Raw genomic sequence first — 18110 nt, forward strand, 5'->3', positions numbered from 1 at the left:
GCGCCGACATCGAATCAGGGATGCGCCGGCCCCAAGCAGATCGCTCGGAAGCAGGCGAGGCCGATTCGTTGTCGATCGCGATGACCGTGGTACGTCCCCGGTTTGATGAACACTCAACGTGCCGAATCGGGGCGCTTGAGGACGGATGGTCCCCGCAGCAGACGGCCTTGGACATCCTTTCGTTCAGGCCTCGTGGCGTTCCCGATCGGGCGCGAGATTCCGGCCGCACGCCGGGTCCGCCGACTTCAGTCGGCAACTGGGGCGGGCGCGGCCGCACGCCGGGTACGCCGACTTCAGTCGGCACGTGTGACGAGCGGTCCGGACGTGACGGATCGGCCCGCTCGCCCGGGCTCCGTGCCGACTGAAGTCGGCGGACCCGGAGAGCGTGCTGTTTCCGGGGACGTCGCGTTGAAATCGGCCCTGCTGGCGGTCTGCGCGGCTGAAGAGGACGACTGCAAGTCGTCTATCCCGGGGAGGTGACGATTGGCGATGATCACCGGCATCGTTCCCGGCCGGTGGTCCGGGCACGTGCAGCTCGAGGTTAAAGCACCCGTAGAGCGCGCGGCGCAGATACAGCGTCGGATGCGGCGGCATCCAGCCCAGACGCAGCCGCGCCGGCCGAAACGCCCCGGAGCGCCAATAGCGATTGCAGGAACGATCCAGCGCTGTCGTCGGACTCACCATTCGTCCTCGATCGATTACAATGCAGCCATGTACATCATCAAGCGCATGCCCGACTTCGATCGATGGCTCGACGGGCTACGCGACCATCAAACAAGGATCAGGCTGCTGCGGCGCCTGGAAAAGGCCCAGCGCGGCCTGCTCGGCGACGTCGCGGCCGTCGGCGACGGGGTTTTCGAGATGCGCGAATGTTTCGGTCCAGGTTGGCGTATGGACTCCATCCAGCGGGGCACACGCCTGATCGTCATGCTCGGCGGTGGCGACAAGAACAGCCAGGCTGCCGATATCGTGGCGGCAAAAACCTTGGCGGCCAACATAGGGGAGTGAGATCCGATGACGAAGACGATCGAAGTAGCCGATCTACCGGAATTCGACATGGCCCAGTACCTCGGCACCGCGGAGGATGTCGCCGAGTATCTGCGTCAGGTGCTCGAAGACGGCGAGCCGGGCGAGCTTGCCGCGGCGCTCGGGCACATCGCCAAAGCCCGCGGCATGACGGAAATCGCCGAAGCCTCCGGCATCAAGCGCGAAGCCCTCTACAAGGCCCTGCGCCCGAATGCCCAGCCGCGGCTGGACACCGTCCAGCGGGTCTGCAGAGCGCTCGGGGTCACGCTCACGGTGAAGGCCACCGATCCACGCGGGGCTTTACCGCACCGTTGCGAGGGGTCGCGACCCTAAACCCGACCCGGTCGACCCGACCGCCACCACCGGTGTCATGAGCGCGCTCCGGCATACCGCCATCGTGATGACTCGCTCCCACCCACACCACCCGGGAGCCGAGCCTCAAGCAACCCTCCGCAACAACCCGTCAAACGAGCCGATCGTCGGCTTCAACCCATCCCGCAACGCCACACTCGGCGCCCCCAAGCCGCGCGCGGGCCACGCCGACGTCCGGTGGCCGCTGCCCGGGATCATCCTGCGGCAATGCCTCGCCTGGCGACCGGTACCCGCATGGGTACGCCGACTTCAGTCGGCGCGTGTCACGAGCGATCCCGACGCGCCGGATCGGCCCGCTCGCCCGGGCTCCGTGCCGACTGAAGTCGGCGGACCCGGAGATCGTGCTGTGTCCGGGGGCGTCGACCACCCCGCAGACATCACCCCCGCCGAACAAACTGCGGCAGCTTGGAGAGATTCTTCCACGCCAGCGCCCCCAGCCCGCCGACCCGGTTCGCCCGCAGCGCCCGATAATCCTCCCGAGACTTCTGCAGGATCTTGCCCAGCGAGCGGTTGCTCACCCCGCCCACGCGCATGCGCACCAGCACCTCCGGCAGGTACACCACCCGTCCCGACATCTGCGTGAGCATCCGCAGCATGAGATCGTAATCCGCCGCGATGCGATAGCGGGTATCGAAGACACCGAAGCGCCCGTAGAGCGCACGGCGCAGATACAGCGTCGGATGCGGCGGCATCCAGCCCGACGCAGCCGCGCCGGACGAAACGCCCCGGAGCGCCAATAGCGGATCACCCGCCCGGTGTCCTCCCGCGCCACGTACACCAGATCACCGTAGACCGCCTCCACCGCGGGATCCGCGAAGGCCGCGGCCACCCGCGCGAGCACCTCCGCATCGGCATAGATATCGTCGGCATGCAGCAGACCCACCACCTCCCCGGTCGCCCGCGCGAGGCCCTTGTTCAACGCATCGTAAATCCCCCCGTCCGGCTCGCTCACCAGCACCGCCAGCCGGTCGCGATGGGCCTTCAGCACCTGCAGCGTCCCGTCCCGGCTCCCGCCGTCGATCAGGATGTGCTCGAGGTCCGGATAGGACTGCCCGGCAACCGAGGCCAAGCAATCGCCGACCGTCTCGACGCAGTTCCAGGTGGCCGTGATGACCGAGATCTTCATAAGCACAGACCAAACACCGAAGCCAAAAACAAAAAAACCGAGCCTAAGCCCGGTTCCGTAACCTTACGTCCCGCGCCGGCGGCGAGAGCGCCGGCAACCGGGTCAGACGAACTCACTCCCACGCGGAGAGAATGCCAATGCGCCCCCACCCATCCACATCGCGTTCTCAAAACCGCCCAAAGGTAGAGGCGACTTCAGTCGCCCAGATGTAGGGGCGAATTTATTCGCCCCTACAGTCCCCACAGATCTTCCGGGTATGCGGAGGCGGGATGACTATTCACTGAAATCGCCTAAGAACTTTCGAGCAGATGGGCGATGTTGTCCTTGGTCCCGGTGAAGAAGTTGTCCAGACAGATGACGTCGTGACCTTCGGCGAGTAGACGCTCACAGAGGTGACTGCCGAGGAAGCCAGCGCCGCCCGTAACCAAAACGCGTTTGCGCAGTGCGTACTTCATTGTGAATCATTCCCTCATGCTGCCAACATTCCAGGTCGCGCTGGCTTGCGAACCCAGGCGCCTAGAACGAGCCTCTGGATCGATTCTGGATCTCCCAGATCGAGCTTCTGAAGATGCTGGCGAGCGCCGGATGCAGGGGATCGTCTTCGCGGACGTCGGATTTCGCCTTCTCCGACAGCTCCATTGTTTTCCAGAGCAGACCGAAAGGCAGCTCCTTGTGCTGCGAGTCGATCACCGTCTCCAGCTCCTCGACAGTCGCCCGATCCAGCGGGCGCTTGCGTAGCCCCTTGGCGAGCCGTCGCTGATGAGCAAACTTGCCGAAACCCAGAAACATAGAACCCTCCTTCTCCCTCGTCATCGCGAGAACTTTAAGCTGTCAAAACGCTGCGACGTCAATTGCGTTGCCTTCACCGCTTGGCGACTCTCAGCTGAAGGATACCAAGCACATCACGTCCGAGCCCCTTTTCACAGGGCTCATCGCGACACGCAAAATCATCACCCCCAATCGAAGACCATTGTGCACTCGCCGTCCGAGATCTCGACCTCCAGGCACTGCGCCGGCGAAGAGCGGCCAAACTCCGGATGCCACTCATCGGGGACGAGCCGGGCCTGTCCCGTGGCGATGGACCAGCGGACGATCTGCCCGGCGGGCAGGAAGAGGTGGCCCTGCAGCCCTTCTCCGTCGGCCTGGATCTGCGGATGTAGATGGAAGCGAGCGGTCGCCTTGCCGTATTCGCCCTCCAGACTGTCGGTCACCGTCAGCCGATTCGGTATCGCGAAGTGCCGCCGTTGACGATGACCCGCTGGCCGAATAGGGACAGCTCGAACGATAAGGTATCGGCGTGTGCGTGGCCGGGCAGATAATCAGGCCCGATCGGCGCGACGTCCAGAAGCGCCACGGCAGAACCGGCTTCCAGATGCAATAGCCGGACTCGCGCAGCCAGCAGGTGAGGGGGACGTCGGGGTCTGGTTTGGGGTTGGAACCCGGGGCGTCAGTCAGACGCTCGGACGCCGGAGAAACTGCGCAGGTATTCGCCGTCGGTTGGGTTAGCCTAGACGGTCGCGCAGCGCACGAATCTCTTCACCGGTCAGAAGACCATCCGCCCACCGCCGCACATTTAAGGCGAATTCCGGAAACCTTCATGCCAAGGGCCTAGGTTGTGCCGAGCCGTGCGAGGCACAACCAACCGTAGGCGCAAGTTGTGCTTCCTATCGTCAGCACAACCTACGGGTATGGAAGTTTGCGGAAATCTCCTAAGATTCGGACGTAGTTCCAACGGATCTGATCGTCGAAGATCGGGGCCGCTCCGCAACACCCGCACTCATAGCCTTCCAAGCCGATGACGAGCAGTTCGGCACCATGGTGCTGGAATGTCTCGCTGTAGGTCACGCGTGTCAGCGTTCCCCGTTCACACATCGGACAAGTCTGATCTTCGTGGGACATTAGCGTTCTCGGTCAAACGCAGCGAGGATCACAACAACGCAGTCGCGATCGAAATTCAGCTTCCGCTGGTTCGGTCTCTCTGAACACGGGCTCGACGCGCCAAAGAGGCGACCGTCTCGTCCTCCCATTGCATCTGGCGCCATCGCGTGTAATCAAACCGCTCACGATTGATGAGCGCAATGAATCGTTCCGCTTCAACGAGACCTAAGCCATCCGTCAGTAACCGGATTCCGTCGGACCTTATCTCAGTATCGTTTCTCAGGATCAGCGTTCCGTAAAGCGCGAATATAGGGACGCGAACCCCTGCGCCGCGAAAAGGTATCGACGGAATCGCGTGCCGAATCAAACAACCAGACTGTTTCGCTGCGCTCGACAGCTCCAGCACCAGCGCCAAGCCGCCAACGAGTGACGGCAATTACAAAATAAGAGCCGGAATTACCGACGGCACCCTCGACGAAGTTTCCAAGCCGTCTGTAAGCGACGGCGATTACAATGATCATCCATCAAGCCTTTCGCGGACAGTTTCGACATCAATCCGTATTCGAAACCGTTGCGACGATACCCCGACACGTTTCGCGCCCGACCGTCTTCATTTCGATTCCGACTACTTCCCGAATACGGAACTACGGACCCGGACTCGCGAAGAAAAGAGCCTCTCGGTGGCACATTCGTCGTCCTCTTGCGGAACTAGGAGACATCCTCGCGGATCCGCCCCTCGTAGGGCCGCATCATGGCCTTGACCGGCATGAACAGCCAGCGGCGCTTCGGATCCCAGATTCGACCGTCGATCACCCAGAGGTGACGGTCGCATACCCCCTCCGTGCGCATCAGTCTGCCAAGTCCTTGGCGAAACTGGAAGGCGGCTCGATCACGTTCGGCATTTTTGAGCACCGCCTTGCGTGCCCGGTGCGAGGAGGATTGCTCGGTCCCGAAGGGTACACGTGGAATCACCAAATCTGTACAAAGGAGATCCTGATCCGGCGTTAGAACGGGGTTATCGAGCGCCGCCCGGGCACTCAGGTCAAGTCCGGTCCAAGCGGGGCCGGTCGCCAACCAAAGCGCCCTCTCGCCGGCTCGATAGTGACCCAAGAATTCGCCGAGCGATACCCGAAAGCCTCCTCGGCGCTGGACCACGAGCCTCCTCCCGACCACAGCCATCAGAACGTCCGCAAGGGCATCGATGGTTTCGTAGCTCGTCAAGAGGACCAGAACACCTCCGCGAGCTCGGGAATCAATCTGCTGCAACGCGCAGGCAACTTGCAGGATCCATTCACGTAAAGCCGCATCGAAGAGCTCGACGTCCGCAAAGTCCGACTCCTGCGGCGGCATAAAGGCTTGGCGCGCGGAGACGCTCGGTATATGCAAGTCCACCTGGTAGAGCCAAGCGGGAGCGATCGGCGGAAGTGCGCGAATCCGATTCCGCGGCAGGTGAGTCGTGGTCTGAATCAGTCCGTATGACCCCTCTCCCATCTCCCGAGGCAAGTACAGTGTCGCGGAGATCAGCGCTGCACGATCGATACTCGTCCAGAATTCCTCGAAAAAGAGCCGGATGCTGCGTGGACCTCCCACGATTGACGGAAACCCGCGTATCCGAGAAAGGCTGAGGGTCGCGTTGGCGCGCCCATCGAGGAGGTCGCGCACCAGCCGTGCAGCTTCCTGTGCGGCGGCGACAATCGAACCGTCGCCACGTAAATCCGCAAGCTGACCCAAAGCGCCGCGAAGCCTCCTCATGGGTACTTCGATCGCTTCCATCACATCGGGCCCGATCCCGATCGTCTCGCCCCGCATCGGAGTCAGCATCGGCACCGAGCCGATCTCTTCGATCACCGCCCGCAGCTCGGCGGCAATTTTGCGGGCCTTCAGGATCTCGCCGTGCCTTCGCCAAAGGTCCGGATTGTCCAGGCCGTGCAGGAGCGTACGCAAGGCAATCTGAGAGGAGAAAGCCGACTCGGCGATGCCGGCCAACTGGTGCGCCTCGTCGATCAGGACGACGGCATGCGCCGGCAGCATCCCGACCTGTCCTTTCGCCTTCATCCGCCGGTCCCAGACCAGCGCCGCATGCGTCGCGAAAACAACGCGCAGCCCCGCAAGCGCTCTCAACCGGACGGTCTGGTAGGCCTTTCCGCCCGCATCGTTACCCTCTAGATCCGCGTGTCTTAGCCTGATTTCGGCCAGAGGTAAGCCGGGCGCCACCTGCGCAAGATCCTCGACAAGCCAACCCAAACCGGGAGATGCTCGATGAAACACCCCGGTTGCACGCGAGCGAGACGGCGTTCCTGCCGCAATCCAGTCGCGGCCGGCAGCCCGCGCCGCAGATTCCTCGACTTCGTTGCTGGTGTCGATCCAAGCACCGAGAGCGCGTTCGCAAACAAACTGGTCAACGCCGAGAAGGAACCCTGCCGCCTTCTTGTCGGCAAACGGCAAGGCTTCGTACTCGCCCAGAAGTTGACCGAGAATCTGAATGGTCGGTGCGGCGACGATAACTCCGCGTCCCGAATAGGCGTGCGCGAGCGCCGCGATCACCCGTCCCTTGCCGAGTCCGGTACCGCCCTCGGCAAGGACCAGCGCCCCCGGCTCCTCAAGCGCGCGAGCAAGTGCGCCATGGAAGGTCGCTTGCTCCGGACGACCACGGAAGAGAATCGCCGTATCCTTGGCCCGAGGATCCACAACCCCGGGTGCGCACGCAGCCCCATCTTGCGCCCAAATCACCTGTGCCACCGTCACGGCAATCTGGTTCGTGGCGACGGCATACCGTCTCATGATCTCGGCCTCAACCATGGCCGGTATGCGTACACTGTAAGACGTAAGGGGTTCCTCGACCGGCACGGTCACGGAAGAGACGTCTTCCTGCATCGCTCGCCGGAGACGGTCCAGGATGACCCGCGAGGCATCCTGCCCGCCCACATCGAGACGGCTCGGAAGGCGAATTTCATGTATCGACATGGACGTTTATTATCAGCACTGGACCCGCGATCCATGATCTAACCACAAGCGCTCGGAATCGCCGCACGGTAAACCACGATGGAGTATGACCAGCTGATCATCAATGCCCCGGGGTTCATCGGGCATCAGGCACGAGCGGGGCTGGTCAGGCTCGCCGCGTCCAGCGGCGAGCCGCTGCCGACAACCATGCTTCACGCCTCGGAGTCCGGCCAAGCGGTTTCCGATTCACTCCCCAGCGTGCGATTCTTCGGAGACGGCCGTATGATCCGAATCATCGGCGTGGGCCGGGAAGGCATGGCCCACCTCTACCATGGAGCGCCTGCCGTGATCGGCGCGCTACGACGAGCCCTCGGCAAGATGCCTGAAACCCGTTACGCAGCCGGACGTTTCGGCGCGATCTCGCTGCCTTACGCCCAGCAATACCGTTTTGATGCGGTCGTCACGCGACTGCCAAGGCCGCTCGTCGAGGCATGCCGCGAGAGTCGCTTCGAAGAAGCGCTTCCGCTGGTAGCCGAGCGCGTCCAGACGTCACTCGCAAGGCAGTTTGCGTGGCTGTTGCCGGATGCTATTCCCCCCGACGTGCAAGCCATCGAGATCTTCCGATCGGTGGCCGTGCCGCTGAAAGCCGGTAAGTGGCGGGCCTCCCTAAGCCTCGCCTGCACGATGCACTGCCGGCTGTCCGGGCCTTGGCAGCTCGGTTCTCTGCAGTCCAGAGGCTATGGACGAATCTCCATGGTACGCACCAACGCGTCCATCGAGGCGCGTGACAACGAACGTTCGTGACCCAAGAACACCGCTATTCCCCGTCGGCGGTGGCGCGCGCGGGCCTGGGTCTAGCAACATCTCCGGGTGCCTCGCGAAACAGCGCATCCGCCTGCATGGCATGCGGGACCGCCATCCCCGCCGGTGACGCCGTCGTCGAATGGGCACCGTCGCACTCGACCTTCACCGATTGGCAATACCTGGTCCGTGACGGATACAGAGGATCGAGCGGCTGCGTCTGCCGCGACTGCGGGCCGCTACTCAAGAACAGGGTGATGCAGCGAACACAGAAATGCGTCATCAGCCGAGACGACGGTGCGTGGAGCTTGGCGAAAGATGCCAACCGCGCGTGGTTCCTGCGCACGCCTCCGAAGCCGCCGTTCGTGGCGGTCATCAGCGACGCGATGAAACAGCATCTGCTGTGGCGCGCCGCCGTGACGATCGACTCGGATCTGATCTTCGTTCAGCTCGGCCGCAGCACACTGCGCATTGACCGCGCTCGCCTGTTCGAGGCTGAAGCCTGCTGTATCCGAGCCACCGAGATCGCTTTGACGTTGGGTGTCGCTGTTCAGGCTCGCCACCCGTTCCTTGCTTTGGATCGGGCACGCTCCGACCCCGGTCACGGGGCGCTGAATCCGGCGATTGTCAGGGCCGCGGCACACTCCGGCGAGCTTGCCGATCGGCTCGACGCACTGTTACAGCTTGGGGAGGGCGAGTTGTGGGCTCTGAGCGCACTGATGAAGGCAAAGATCGAAGTCCCGCTCGCCGAGCCACTCACCTTGTAGGCACGCATCAGAATGACCGCAGACGCGTTACATACCATCCGAATCGAAGGGCTTTTTCGAACGATAACGCCCACGCACATCAGCGACGTAGCAACAAACCTGAGGTACGAACCCTCGACCGGACGTGTCTCCCGAGGTTCACGCTCCGGCTTTCCCGTAACAGGCCAGCGCACGCTGACCTACCGCATGCCCGATGGCGAAGGCGATGATCTCGGTTACATCCAGGTTCCGATCCTGCCGGCAAACGGCCTTCGCGGTCGCCTGCGTCGCGCGGGAGCCGCCGAAGTGGAAGATGCGCTCGTCGCACGGGGCCTGTATCTGACCTGGCAGGCATACCAGGCCATGCATTGCGGGGCGGTCACCGGAACCCCCGACGGCAGCGCTCCGCCCCTCGACGAGGTCAGGGCAATTCGCAATCACCTCTTCATGGGGCTGTTCGGCGGCGGCAACCGCATGACGCCGTCGAGATTGCGGGTCAGCACGGCACTTCCGGTCCTGCAAGGGCTCATCGAGCTGGGGGCAATCCCGGACGTCTATGTCGACCAGGCCATTCCCACGACCCAGTGGCGACGATTGATGGAGACGCTGCCGATCGTGCGTCGCGACGACCTCGCGCAGTATCTCGACCCACGCGCAGAGGACGTCGTAGCCGACTACGACAGCATCATGCATGAGCAATTCCTTCTGGACACTGCACGGCGTGCCGCTCGTGTTCGTGCCGCTTCCCCGTCCAATGCGGACGAGACGGTACCGGAGGATCCGCCTCGCGGTCTTCGCGCGCTATCGGCAATCCAGGTCATCACGCCGGGGACGCCGTTCTATGTCCGTTTCGACGCACGTTGCACCGAGGCGCAGGCAGGGCTGTTCGTGCACGCATTGCTGCGTACCCTGCGCCAAGAGACCAATGGCCTGGGAGGAAAATCCGCGCTCGGGTACGGACGCTTTACGCATGCACTCAGCCTCAACCTGGACGGCGAGACTGTCGATCCATTCCAGGGGCAGTTCGAAGAGACCCGTTTGCAGCTCAACAACACACTTATGGGTCGATTGGCCGACGCCTTCGAGAGCGCGCTCGAATTGATCGATCCGGTCGCTCTGGACGCACTCGTCATGGCGAAGCGCGACATAGAGGAGAAAAAAGCCGAACCACCGCCCACGAGCCGCGAACCCACGTCGACTTCAGGGGTCGCCTGATGGGTCCGTACCGTGTGACCTTCCGCCTGGCCACACCGATGCATGCCCCGGAGCAACCGATCCATTTGGATGCGATCCTCGCCTGGGCAGCAGTCGACGCCGCGCGAGGAGACCTGAACGCGCAGGATGCCCTGCCGTTGGAACGCTATGTCGTCGACGATGGCCGCTGGGTCTGGAAGGCCAGCCGCGTATTGATGAAGGTCGAGCATCGCACCGGACAGATGATGATCCGCAGCTTCGAACCCTGGCGTTGGGGCGAGGATCGAGGCCGTGCTTACATCAAGGGTCCACGTATCCTCAAGCCCGGCACAGGTCCACTCAAAGGCTACGTGCTATCCGTTCCGACCCTGCACGTCTCGACGGCGCAGGCATGGTGCATCGGAGACGCGGACGCGATCGCGACCTTGTTGAGTCGAGTCACCCATCTCGGAAAGCTGCGCCGACTCGACTTCGGGCGCATCACCGACTTCCAGGTCGCCGAGGATTGCGAGGCCCTGGAGCGATGGACTCTGAGGTCAATGCCGGATGAACGCCCCGGATATCGTCGCTGCCAGCAAACGTTGCGTCCACCTTACTTCGACCGATCGCTGCGAGAGTCCGCTTGGGAACCGCCTGCGGTGCCGACCTGATCACGGTATCGGGGAGCTCGCGCGCGTAGACGGCCACAACCGTGGGATGCCCGAGAAAGCCACCACGCCGGGATCCAACCCGATCAAGGACGCTTCAGGATCTCCCGCACGGCTTGCTCGGCGCGTTCGATGGGTACGGCGAATCCGATGCCGACATTGCCCGCGTCGGGGCCGACGAGTGCGGTGGTGATGCCGATCACCTCGCCCGCCATGTTGATCAGCGGGCCGCCGGAGTTACCCGGATTGATCGAGGCGTCGGTTTGGATCAAGGGCCCCAACCCGGCCGCCTCGCGGTGGACACGACCCACGGCACTGACGATGCCGGATGTCACGCTCTGGCCGATCCCGAAGGGGTTTCCGACAACCATCACGAAGTCGCCCACCTCGAGCCGCTCGGACGTTCCGAGACGCAGCCGCGGCGCCTCGACCGGCACGATTCGCAGCACGGCGATGTCGGCGTCCGGAGCCATCCCCACCACCTCGGCCGCATGCGCTTGACCGTCCTGAAGCGTCACCAGGATCCGGTCCGCACCGCGCGCCAAATGGGCGTTCGTCAAGACCAGGCCACGCGGTCCGTCCCAGATCACGCCGGATCCGGCCCGCTGCCGACGCAGTGTCCGTCGACCATCGGGCACCGCAACCCCGGATCGATCCAAAAAGCGGCGCAGATCCGGATCGTCCAAAACGGCATGACGCGCATCGGCGACATCCGAGACCGAGGTAATCGTCACGACGGCCGGCGTCACCTTGCGCAGCACCGGGGCCATCGAGGGATACGCGGCCAGTTGCCCCGGATGCATTCCCGGCCCCGGACTCGGGGCCATCGACTGACTGCAGCCCGCCGCCGACAAGAGGCCGGCCGTGGCCGAGATCCAGCGGATCAGGGCGCCTCTATCGCGACGCGCCACTGAAGAACCGCTTCAGCAGACCCGAGACACGACCCCCGACACCCATCGAGCGACCCATCACCTCTTCTTCGACGGCCAAGGCCGGCGGCGGAACGACCGAGAGCGGATCCGCATTCGCCAGGACCGCACTCGGACGATCGAGCACCATCCGCTCGGCCTCGTCCGCCCCGACCCACTGCTCGGCGATCCGCCGTCCGGCACTCAGCACCGGCGGACGATGACGATCGTCGTGCCCGTCGCTCGCCAGCAGATGCACCAGACCATCCGCCAGAAAGCGCTCGGACCAGCGCCTCGCAACCTTGCCGAAACGCCCGGTCAAGGCATCCGCGGTGAGCTGAATCCAAGCCCCTTCGAAGGCAGCATCGACGAACCACCCGTAATGCGCCTCGTCCAGCCAGGTGAGTCGCTCCGGATGGGTGATGATGGGGACATAGCCGGCCGCAAGCACATCGTCCAACAACTGCGCAAACCGCGCGGGCACGACGAAGTGCGGCGGCTCGAACAAGAAATAGCGCGAATCGTTGATGCTCGCCATCCGACCGCTGCGCAGCCCTTGAACCAGCTCGGGCACGATCTGGATGTCCGCTCCGTGCGTGATCCGAAGCGCCATGCCTGCCTCGCTCAAGTGACGCGACAGCTCGCCGACGCGACGGCAGATATCGCCCCGCTCGTTGGGAAAAACACCGGGATAGATGTGCGGCGTACAGACCGTGTGGGTGATTCCGTCGTCGAGGGCGATCCGCGCCATCTCGAGCGACATCCGAAGCGAGCTCGATCCGTCGTCGATCCCGGGCAGCAGGTGGCAATGTACATCGATCATAATCGGTATAGGTTGGGTCCCGCGTGTGTCTGTTCTCGAACAACATGCTGCCGATCATTCGACGCGCCAACCCCGGCACGGATTCGACAGCGGATCAATCCATGAACGGATTGCGTGGTCGGGGTACGGCCTGGACGGGATCCTCGGACTCGACCTCGCGTTCGCGCGAGTCCGCTCGACGCGATGCCAGATTGGCCTCGGCCAAGGTCACCGTACGGCGCGGGCGCTTGCGCAGGCGATCAGCCAGTTTGGGCAGCCCCGGAGGACTGAAGAAAAGCCCCGCCAACATCGCGAAGTAGGCCATATTCGCGGGATTGCGAAGGTTGTTGTCCGTCACACTGTGCGCCAGCAGCAGCAACATCGCAATCCCGGCACCGATCTGCAACGACCGATAGCGGGACCACTGCTCCGAGCTCACCAAACGCGGCCACTGCGCGAGATAGAGCACCAAAAAGACCGCCACCAGCGCGAGTCCGAGCAAGCCCATCTCGAACAGCGTCTGAAGGTAGTCGTTGTGGGCGTAATTGATGAACCAGCGCCCCAGCTCGACCGGCTGATAGAGCACGAAGACATCCGGATAGGTTCCGGGTCCACTGCCGAACGGGAGCAAACGCCCGGCCGCATCGAAGGTCGACACCGCGATCGGCCAGCGCGCATCGCCCTCCAACTCGGCCACCGAGAAGCGATCCAACACCGGCGCCAGTCCGAGAAAGATCGCCACGCCGACGCCGATCGTGACGAACTGTCCCATCAAACCAAAGGTTCCGCTCCCGCCGACGCGCCGCGAGAAGAGGATGGTGGTCAGCAAGATGCCCAGCATCGCCATCATGATCCCCGTCCGCGAGCGCGTCACGATGATCCCGATCGCAAACAGCACCGCCAGCAACAGGAAGATCAGACTGGGACGATTCGTTGAATTCAGCACCGCGGTCGCGCGCTCACGCAGCCCCACCCCGCGGCGACTCTTCTTATAGCGTCCGCCGAAATCGTACAGAAACAGCGCCAACGCGAGCGGCAGCGCCATCTCGATCATGCCGGCGAGATGGTTCCGGTTAACAAAGGTCCCCGACGCCCCGGCCCGCGCCAGAAGGTCGACGATCGCATAGGTCACGCCGCCCGCGGTCGCAAACTGAAAGAGTGCGATCAGGACCTGCGCCAGCACGACCGCAAAAAAGAAATAGACCAAACGCGTTTGCATCTGCTCGGAGAGCGCGCGGGTCGCGACATAGACCGCAACCGGCACGATCAGGATCAGCCAACTCGATTCACTGGCCAGCGGATACACCGACAAGCGCTGTGCGGCCTGCGCCTCGCCCCCGAGCAGAGACTCGGCCTGCAGATAGAGTTCTCGACCGGGCAGCCACGGCGCCAAAGCCGCCGGCAGCGGCAGCAGATACAGAAGGGGGATGCCGAACAAAAGGCACAGGAAGACGATCTCCATCCCACGCAGATGCAGGGGCTTGGACCGCCAAGCCGTGACAATCAACAAACCCAAGCCGAGCCACTGCAGCACCAGGGTCGCTGCGGGCGCATACCCCCCGCGCAACAGAGGCGCGAATGCCACCAAGAGCAGCAACCCGAGGAAGAGAAGCGTCGAACCCGTATCCTCTCCGACCGCGTGCTGGAAATCCCGAGCGACCGAGTGCCGTTGATCACTCATCCGATGCCGTCGCCGACCCTCCGGCGTTCCATCCCGATCGACGCCCGATGCTCTCTGCCGCGATGTCCCCATGACCCCATGTTCCACAATGCCACAAGCCGTACCACACGCGTGCACATCGGAGCGACCTCAGCCACTCCCGAACCACGCCCCTTAAAACCGCCGCCGACCGCAAGGTCGGCCGATCCGATCCCGGACACTGCGACGCCCCTGCCGGGAGACGCGCTCGGCAGCGCATCCTAGCATGACCTCGCCGGCTCCGAACGCACACCATGCACGAAACTACGGTGCCGTTCAGACCCCTCCCCACCGGCCCCCTCCCGCGCGGGGAGGGGAGGGCCCGATCGATTGTCTAGCCCAAAAAGAGCAGTTGGGTGATTTCCGCAAGCTTCCATACCCGTCGGTTGTGCTGACGATAGGAAGCACAATCGACGGTAGGGAAATTTTGCGGGATTCGCCTTAGGCGATTTCCGGAAACCGTTATGCCAATCTGCGCATCGGAGCGCTCCACGCCCAGGGGCCGTAGGTTGTGCCGAGCCGTGCGAGGCACAACCAACCCCCGGTGGAAGTTGTGCTTCCTAGCGTCAGCACAACCTACAGGTATGGCACTTCTCGGAAATCGCCTTAAATCCTGGCGCACGCGCAAGCGACCGACCAGAGGGTCAATAGCTCAACTCCTGGATCAGTGTCCGTCCGCCATCACGCTTGAACAACGCCCTGATCTGGCCCGTTTGGCTGCGCGCACGTCCCTCCGCGTCGCGATACACGACATCGAATCGCACCCGGATACGACAAAGATCCTTCCCGACCGACTGGGTGGATGCCCCCGCGAAGCTGATGCTGCGGCGGCTGGTACTCGAAAACCAATCGGCGTAGAGCCGCCGAATCGAGGCTCGCCCGGTGGTTTCCCGCTCCCGCGCATCGAGGGTGAAGAGATTGGCCAACCCATCCGCAGAACCGGTCTGATAAGCCTGCCGGAACCGCCCGAGCGCTTCGGACACGCCTGCACACGCATCGGTGGCAACTGGATCTGGGGTCCGAACCGTCTTCGGCGGCGGCGCCGCCTTGGCGATTGTCGGCACTGCCGGCAAAACCGCGGCACTCGCTCGATGGACGGGCGTTTCGGCAGCCGGACGCGCCGGTAGTGGCTCGGGTGCAGGTTCGGGCGAAGGCTCGGGCGAAGGCTTGGACGCAGGTTCGGGCGAAGGCTCGGACGAAGGCTTGGACGCAGGCTCGGGCGCTGGCTCGGGCGCTGGCTTGGACGCAGGCTCGGGGGCAGACTCGGGCGCTGGCTCGGGCGCAGGTTCCGACGCGAGAATGACCTTGAGAGGAGAGAGCGATGCGGCGGCCACCACCTCGGCCGCCCGCCGCGCGACGGGATCAGACGACTCCCGAGGGGCCAGAGACGGCCGGATCGGCGACGGCGGCGGCTCGACGACCTGCGCAACCCTCGCGACGATCGGCTGCGCGACGGGATCAGATGACTCCCGAGGAGCCAGAGACGGTCGGATCGGCGACGGCGGCTCGACGGCCTGCACAACCGTCGCGGCGATCGGCTGCGCGACGACCGCAGACCGAGTCCGGGGCGCCTCGTCGGCCGGATCCTGATCCAGCAATAGGATCGCCAGCAGGGCCGCACAACCGAGGACCATCGTCTGGATCAAGCGTCGCTCGATGAGCGATGCATCGCGTGGCGTTGGCGCGCCCGGATACGGTCGGGCATGCAAACCACGAGGCGGGCGTCGACCCGAATCCTCCGCGGGAGCCGTCCAAGCCGGCGGAACGGGAGACGCCCCGGCCGACGGGCGAGGCGACCGAGCACGCACCCCGCCGCCGGTCCAGGCCGCGTCGCCATCTGCATGTCGCTGCATCAACAGCCGATAGGCCCGGTTGATGCGCTCGGTGCGCCGATTCAGATCGGCCGAGCGGGCGGGATGGCGGTCCGGATGATAGACCGCGATCAAACGCCGATAGCGTTGCTTGATCACCATGGGGTCTGTCTCCCCCTTCAGCCCCAGGGTCTCCTCCGGGGTCTCCTCCGGGGCCTCCGCCGGCACGCCGAGCAACAACTCATCCAACAGACCGTAGGCCCGCTCGACCGCCTGCTCACGCGTCAGGCCAGCCTCCAGGATCGCCTCATCGAGCGGGCGCGAGGACGGCCTCGCGGGCTGGATCAACCAAGCCAGCACGGCGTCCAGATGCGCCGTCACGGGTGCCGCGCAACCGTCCTCGCAAAGACACGCGGCGATCGCCCGGGCCGCATCCTCGTTCAGCGGCATCGATGTCGAGACGGAATCGGTTTTAGACACTGTCCATTCCAGCGAACCGATGACGGTGACCCCGGCATCGGTAGTCGAAGCCCCCTCTTAAACCGCGCCCGGTACGGTATGCGATATTTTGGATGAGATCGGCCCCGGCAGACTTGGCAACCGTTAGAGCCGGCGCGGTTTAGAATATTGGCCTTGCTCGTAACTCCGTCCATCGTGGCCCGTGGCGCAGAGCGCCAGGGGCATGCGTGACACCGCAGAGCGGATGTCACGAGCGCGTGATGTTTTGGCCCGTGGCGCAGAGCGCCAGGGGCATGCGTGACACCGCAGAGCGGGTGTCACGAGCGCGTGATGTTTTGGCCCGTGGCGCAGAGCGCCAGGGGCATGCGTGACACCGCAGAGCGGGTGTCACGAGCGCGTGATGTTTTGGGTGGCCGGTCTTACGAGCGAGGCCAGAATATTAAAAAATATAAATTTTAAACCGCGTCCACCGCTTAGGTGATTTCCGGGGAAGGACCTACCGGCGTGTAGGGGCGAATTCATTCGCCCCTAGAGTCCCGACAGGTCTTCCGGGCATGCGTAATCAGGCCATCCTGGCCTGACAGAATCAGGGCTGGAAGCCCTGACTACGCAGGGACCGCAAGCAGTTGGACCAAACGATGATCAAGGCCGTGGTCGAGTTGTCGATGATGTGATTGAATCGCGACCCATGAGCATCGTCAACGCGCAAGCGGCACCCCAAGCAGAAGCGTCCCTGAAAGCGCTGCATTCGCGCGTCACGCGCTTGCTCTTCGCACCGACGCGCGATGACCAGGGTGTGTCCGCGGAGACCCTGAGCGACCTCGCCCGGCGGATCTCGGCCTGGATCGCAGACGCACGACAGATCATGACCGAGGCCAAGCCGGCGCCGTCCGCGGCCGATCCCGATGCGGAAGCCGGCCAGAACGAACAGGCCGGGTCAGCCGGTCTGCGGGAAGAATCGTCAGCGCCCGCCTTGGCGGAAGACCTCGCCCGCTGTGCCGAGCAATTGACCGATGCCGTCGACCAACTGATTCGAGACCCGTGCGCCCCGGATGCAGCCGTCGCCATCGAGCACGCCTTGACGCAGGCGCGGATGCGACTGCCGAACACAGGGGCAGCACCGGCGCCAACCGGTTCGTGGACGCGCGAGCAGGGTCGGCGGCCGGAAGATTTCCGGCCGAAGCGCACGATCACGCCTTGGGTCGCGGTCCCGCTTGTCGCGGACGACCCCGACCGAGCGGGCGGTCGCACACCAGACGACACCCGAGATCAGTTGCCCGCAACGGCACCCCGGGGTACCCCGGCCGGCCACAAACCCCGCGTCGAGGTCCACCGTCTGGATGCGAGCGAACGCGCCTGGTGGGAAAGCCGATTCTCACGCCTGCAACGGCGCGCCGATGCCGCCTGGATGCTCGGTTTGGCCATCCTGGCCGGGCTTGCCGGCCTGGCCTTCTGGGACTCGACCACGGATCGACCCCGTCTCGCCGGGGCCGATCCTCTCGGCATGGTCCCTGCGCCGGACATGGCACCGGCGGCGCCGAACCTAGCCGAAACAGCTCAGACGACGAGCACGGCGGCTCGACTCGAGCGACGCATGGCTGAAATGGAGGTGGAGATCGTGCGGCTGCGCGCCGAGGTGGAGGTCGCACTCGGAGCAAACCTGGACGTAACCGGTCAGACCCCCTCCCCCCAGCCCCC

The 18110-nt window shown here is 64.1% G+C and carries 16 protein-coding genes and 2 pseudogenes; 7 read left to right on the plus strand and 11 right to left on the minus strand.

What is annotated here, in order from left to right:
• Positions 1-489 precede the first annotated feature (489 nt).
• Both AADX97_RS27050 and AADX97_RS27055 read left to right on the plus strand, forming a co-directional pair.
• Positions 490-1008: a type II toxin-antitoxin system RelE/ParE family toxin gene (locus AADX97_RS27050; RefSeq protein WP_374237166.1), complete on the plus strand. Its 519-nt coding sequence runs from the start codon at positions 490-492 to the stop codon at positions 1006-1008.
• Between the two features lie 6 nt (positions 1009-1014).
• On the plus strand, positions 1015-1359 hold the full coding sequence (locus AADX97_RS27055; protein WP_374237165.1) for an addiction module antidote protein: 345 nt from the start codon (positions 1015-1017) through the stop codon (positions 1357-1359).
• Between the two features lie 416 nt (positions 1360-1775).
• Here the strand turns inward: AADX97_RS27055 and AADX97_RS27060 are convergent, their stop codons facing one another.
• The 7 genes and pseudogenes from AADX97_RS27060 to AADX97_RS27090 form a co-directional block, all read right to left on the minus strand.
• A complete protein-coding gene (locus tag AADX97_RS27060; protein ID WP_374237167.1) occupies positions 1776-2090 on the minus strand; it encodes a hypothetical protein in 315 nt (104 codons plus the stop codon).
• A gap of 98 nt (positions 2091-2188) precedes the next feature.
• Positions 2189-2524, minus strand: a pseudogene (locus tag AADX97_RS27065) (glycosyltransferase); the annotation flags it as partial.
• Positions 2525-2820: 296 nt separating this feature from the next.
• Positions 2821-2979, minus strand: a pseudogene (locus AADX97_RS27070) (NAD-dependent epimerase/dehydratase family protein); the annotation flags it as partial.
• Positions 2980-3040: 61 nt separating this feature from the next.
• Positions 3041-3313 (minus strand): hypothetical protein, encoded by a 273-nt coding sequence (locus tag AADX97_RS27075; RefSeq protein ID WP_374237164.1) that lies wholly within the window; start codon positions 3311-3313, stop codon positions 3041-3043.
• A 161-nt stretch (positions 3314-3474) separates the two neighbouring features.
• Positions 3475-3735 (minus strand): hypothetical protein, encoded by a 261-nt coding sequence (locus AADX97_RS27080; RefSeq protein WP_374237163.1) that lies wholly within the window; start codon positions 3733-3735, stop codon positions 3475-3477.
• Positions 3736-3737: 2 nt separating this feature from the next.
• On the minus strand, positions 3738-3902 hold the full coding sequence (locus AADX97_RS27085; RefSeq protein WP_374237162.1) for a heparinase II/III family protein: 165 nt from the start codon (positions 3900-3902) through the stop codon (positions 3738-3740).
• Positions 3903-5110: 1208 nt separating this feature from the next.
• Positions 5111-7366 (minus strand): helicase C-terminal domain-containing protein, encoded by a 2256-nt coding sequence (locus tag AADX97_RS27090; protein WP_374237161.1) that lies wholly within the window; start codon positions 7364-7366, stop codon positions 5111-5113.
• Between the two features lie 261 nt (positions 7367-7627).
• Between AADX97_RS27090 and AADX97_RS27095 the strand changes: the two genes are divergently transcribed.
• Genes AADX97_RS27095 through csf3 form a run of 4 tightly spaced genes read left to right on the plus strand, consistent with a single transcriptional unit; the run spans position 7628 to position 10736 of the window.
• A complete protein-coding gene (locus AADX97_RS27095; RefSeq protein ID WP_374237160.1) occupies positions 7628-8149 on the plus strand; it encodes a hypothetical protein in 522 nt (173 codons plus the stop codon).
• A gap of 29 nt (positions 8150-8178) precedes the next feature.
• On the plus strand, positions 8179-8913 hold the full coding sequence (gene csf1 / locus AADX97_RS27100) for a type IV CRISPR-associated protein Csf1 (protein WP_374238942.1): 735 nt from the start codon (positions 8179-8181) through the stop codon (positions 8911-8913).
• Positions 8914-8925: 12 nt separating this feature from the next.
• Positions 8926-10107, plus strand: a complete 1182-nt coding sequence (gene csf2, locus AADX97_RS27105) for a type IV CRISPR-associated protein Csf2 (protein WP_374237158.1) — start codon at positions 8926-8928, stop codon at positions 10105-10107.
• A complete protein-coding gene (gene csf3, locus AADX97_RS27110) occupies positions 10107-10736 on the plus strand; it encodes a type IV CRISPR-associated protein Csf3 (protein WP_374237157.1) in 630 nt (209 codons plus the stop codon). Before csf2 ends, csf3 begins: the two co-directional genes overlap by 1 nt.
• 83 nt (positions 10737-10819) lie before the next feature.
• Here csf3 and AADX97_RS27115 read toward each other — a convergent pair whose 3' ends face one another.
• From AADX97_RS27115 to AADX97_RS27130, 4 genes are all read right to left on the minus strand, one after another.
• Positions 10820-11644, minus strand: coding sequence for a trypsin-like peptidase domain-containing protein (locus AADX97_RS27115; protein ID WP_374237156.1), 825 nt, complete (start codon positions 11642-11644; stop codon positions 10820-10822).
• Positions 11628-12464, minus strand: coding sequence for a tyrosine-protein phosphatase (locus tag AADX97_RS27120; RefSeq protein WP_374237154.1), 837 nt, complete (start codon positions 12462-12464; stop codon positions 11628-11630). The genes AADX97_RS27115 and AADX97_RS27120 overlap by 17 nt, the downstream gene beginning before the upstream one ends.
• Before the next feature lie 94 nt (positions 12465-12558).
• Positions 12559-14124 (minus strand): O-antigen ligase family protein, encoded by a 1566-nt coding sequence (locus tag AADX97_RS27125; RefSeq protein ID WP_374237153.1) that lies wholly within the window; start codon positions 14122-14124, stop codon positions 12559-12561.
• Between the two features lie 662 nt (positions 14125-14786).
• On the minus strand, positions 14787-16433 hold the full coding sequence (locus AADX97_RS27130; RefSeq protein ID WP_374237151.1) for a DnaJ domain-containing protein: 1647 nt from the start codon (positions 16431-16433) through the stop codon (positions 14787-14789).
• A gap of 667 nt (positions 16434-17100) precedes the next feature.
• Here AADX97_RS27130 and AADX97_RS27135 point away from each other — a divergent pair.
• The coding region (locus AADX97_RS27135) for a hypothetical protein (protein ID WP_374239344.1) at positions 17101-18110 on the plus strand (1010 nt) is incomplete at its 3' end.

This window comes from Thiocapsa sp. C2-2m (assembly GCF_041903745.1).
GTDB classification, from domain to species: domain Bacteria; phylum Pseudomonadota; class Gammaproteobacteria; order Chromatiales; family Chromatiaceae; genus Thiocapsa; species Thiocapsa roseilacustris.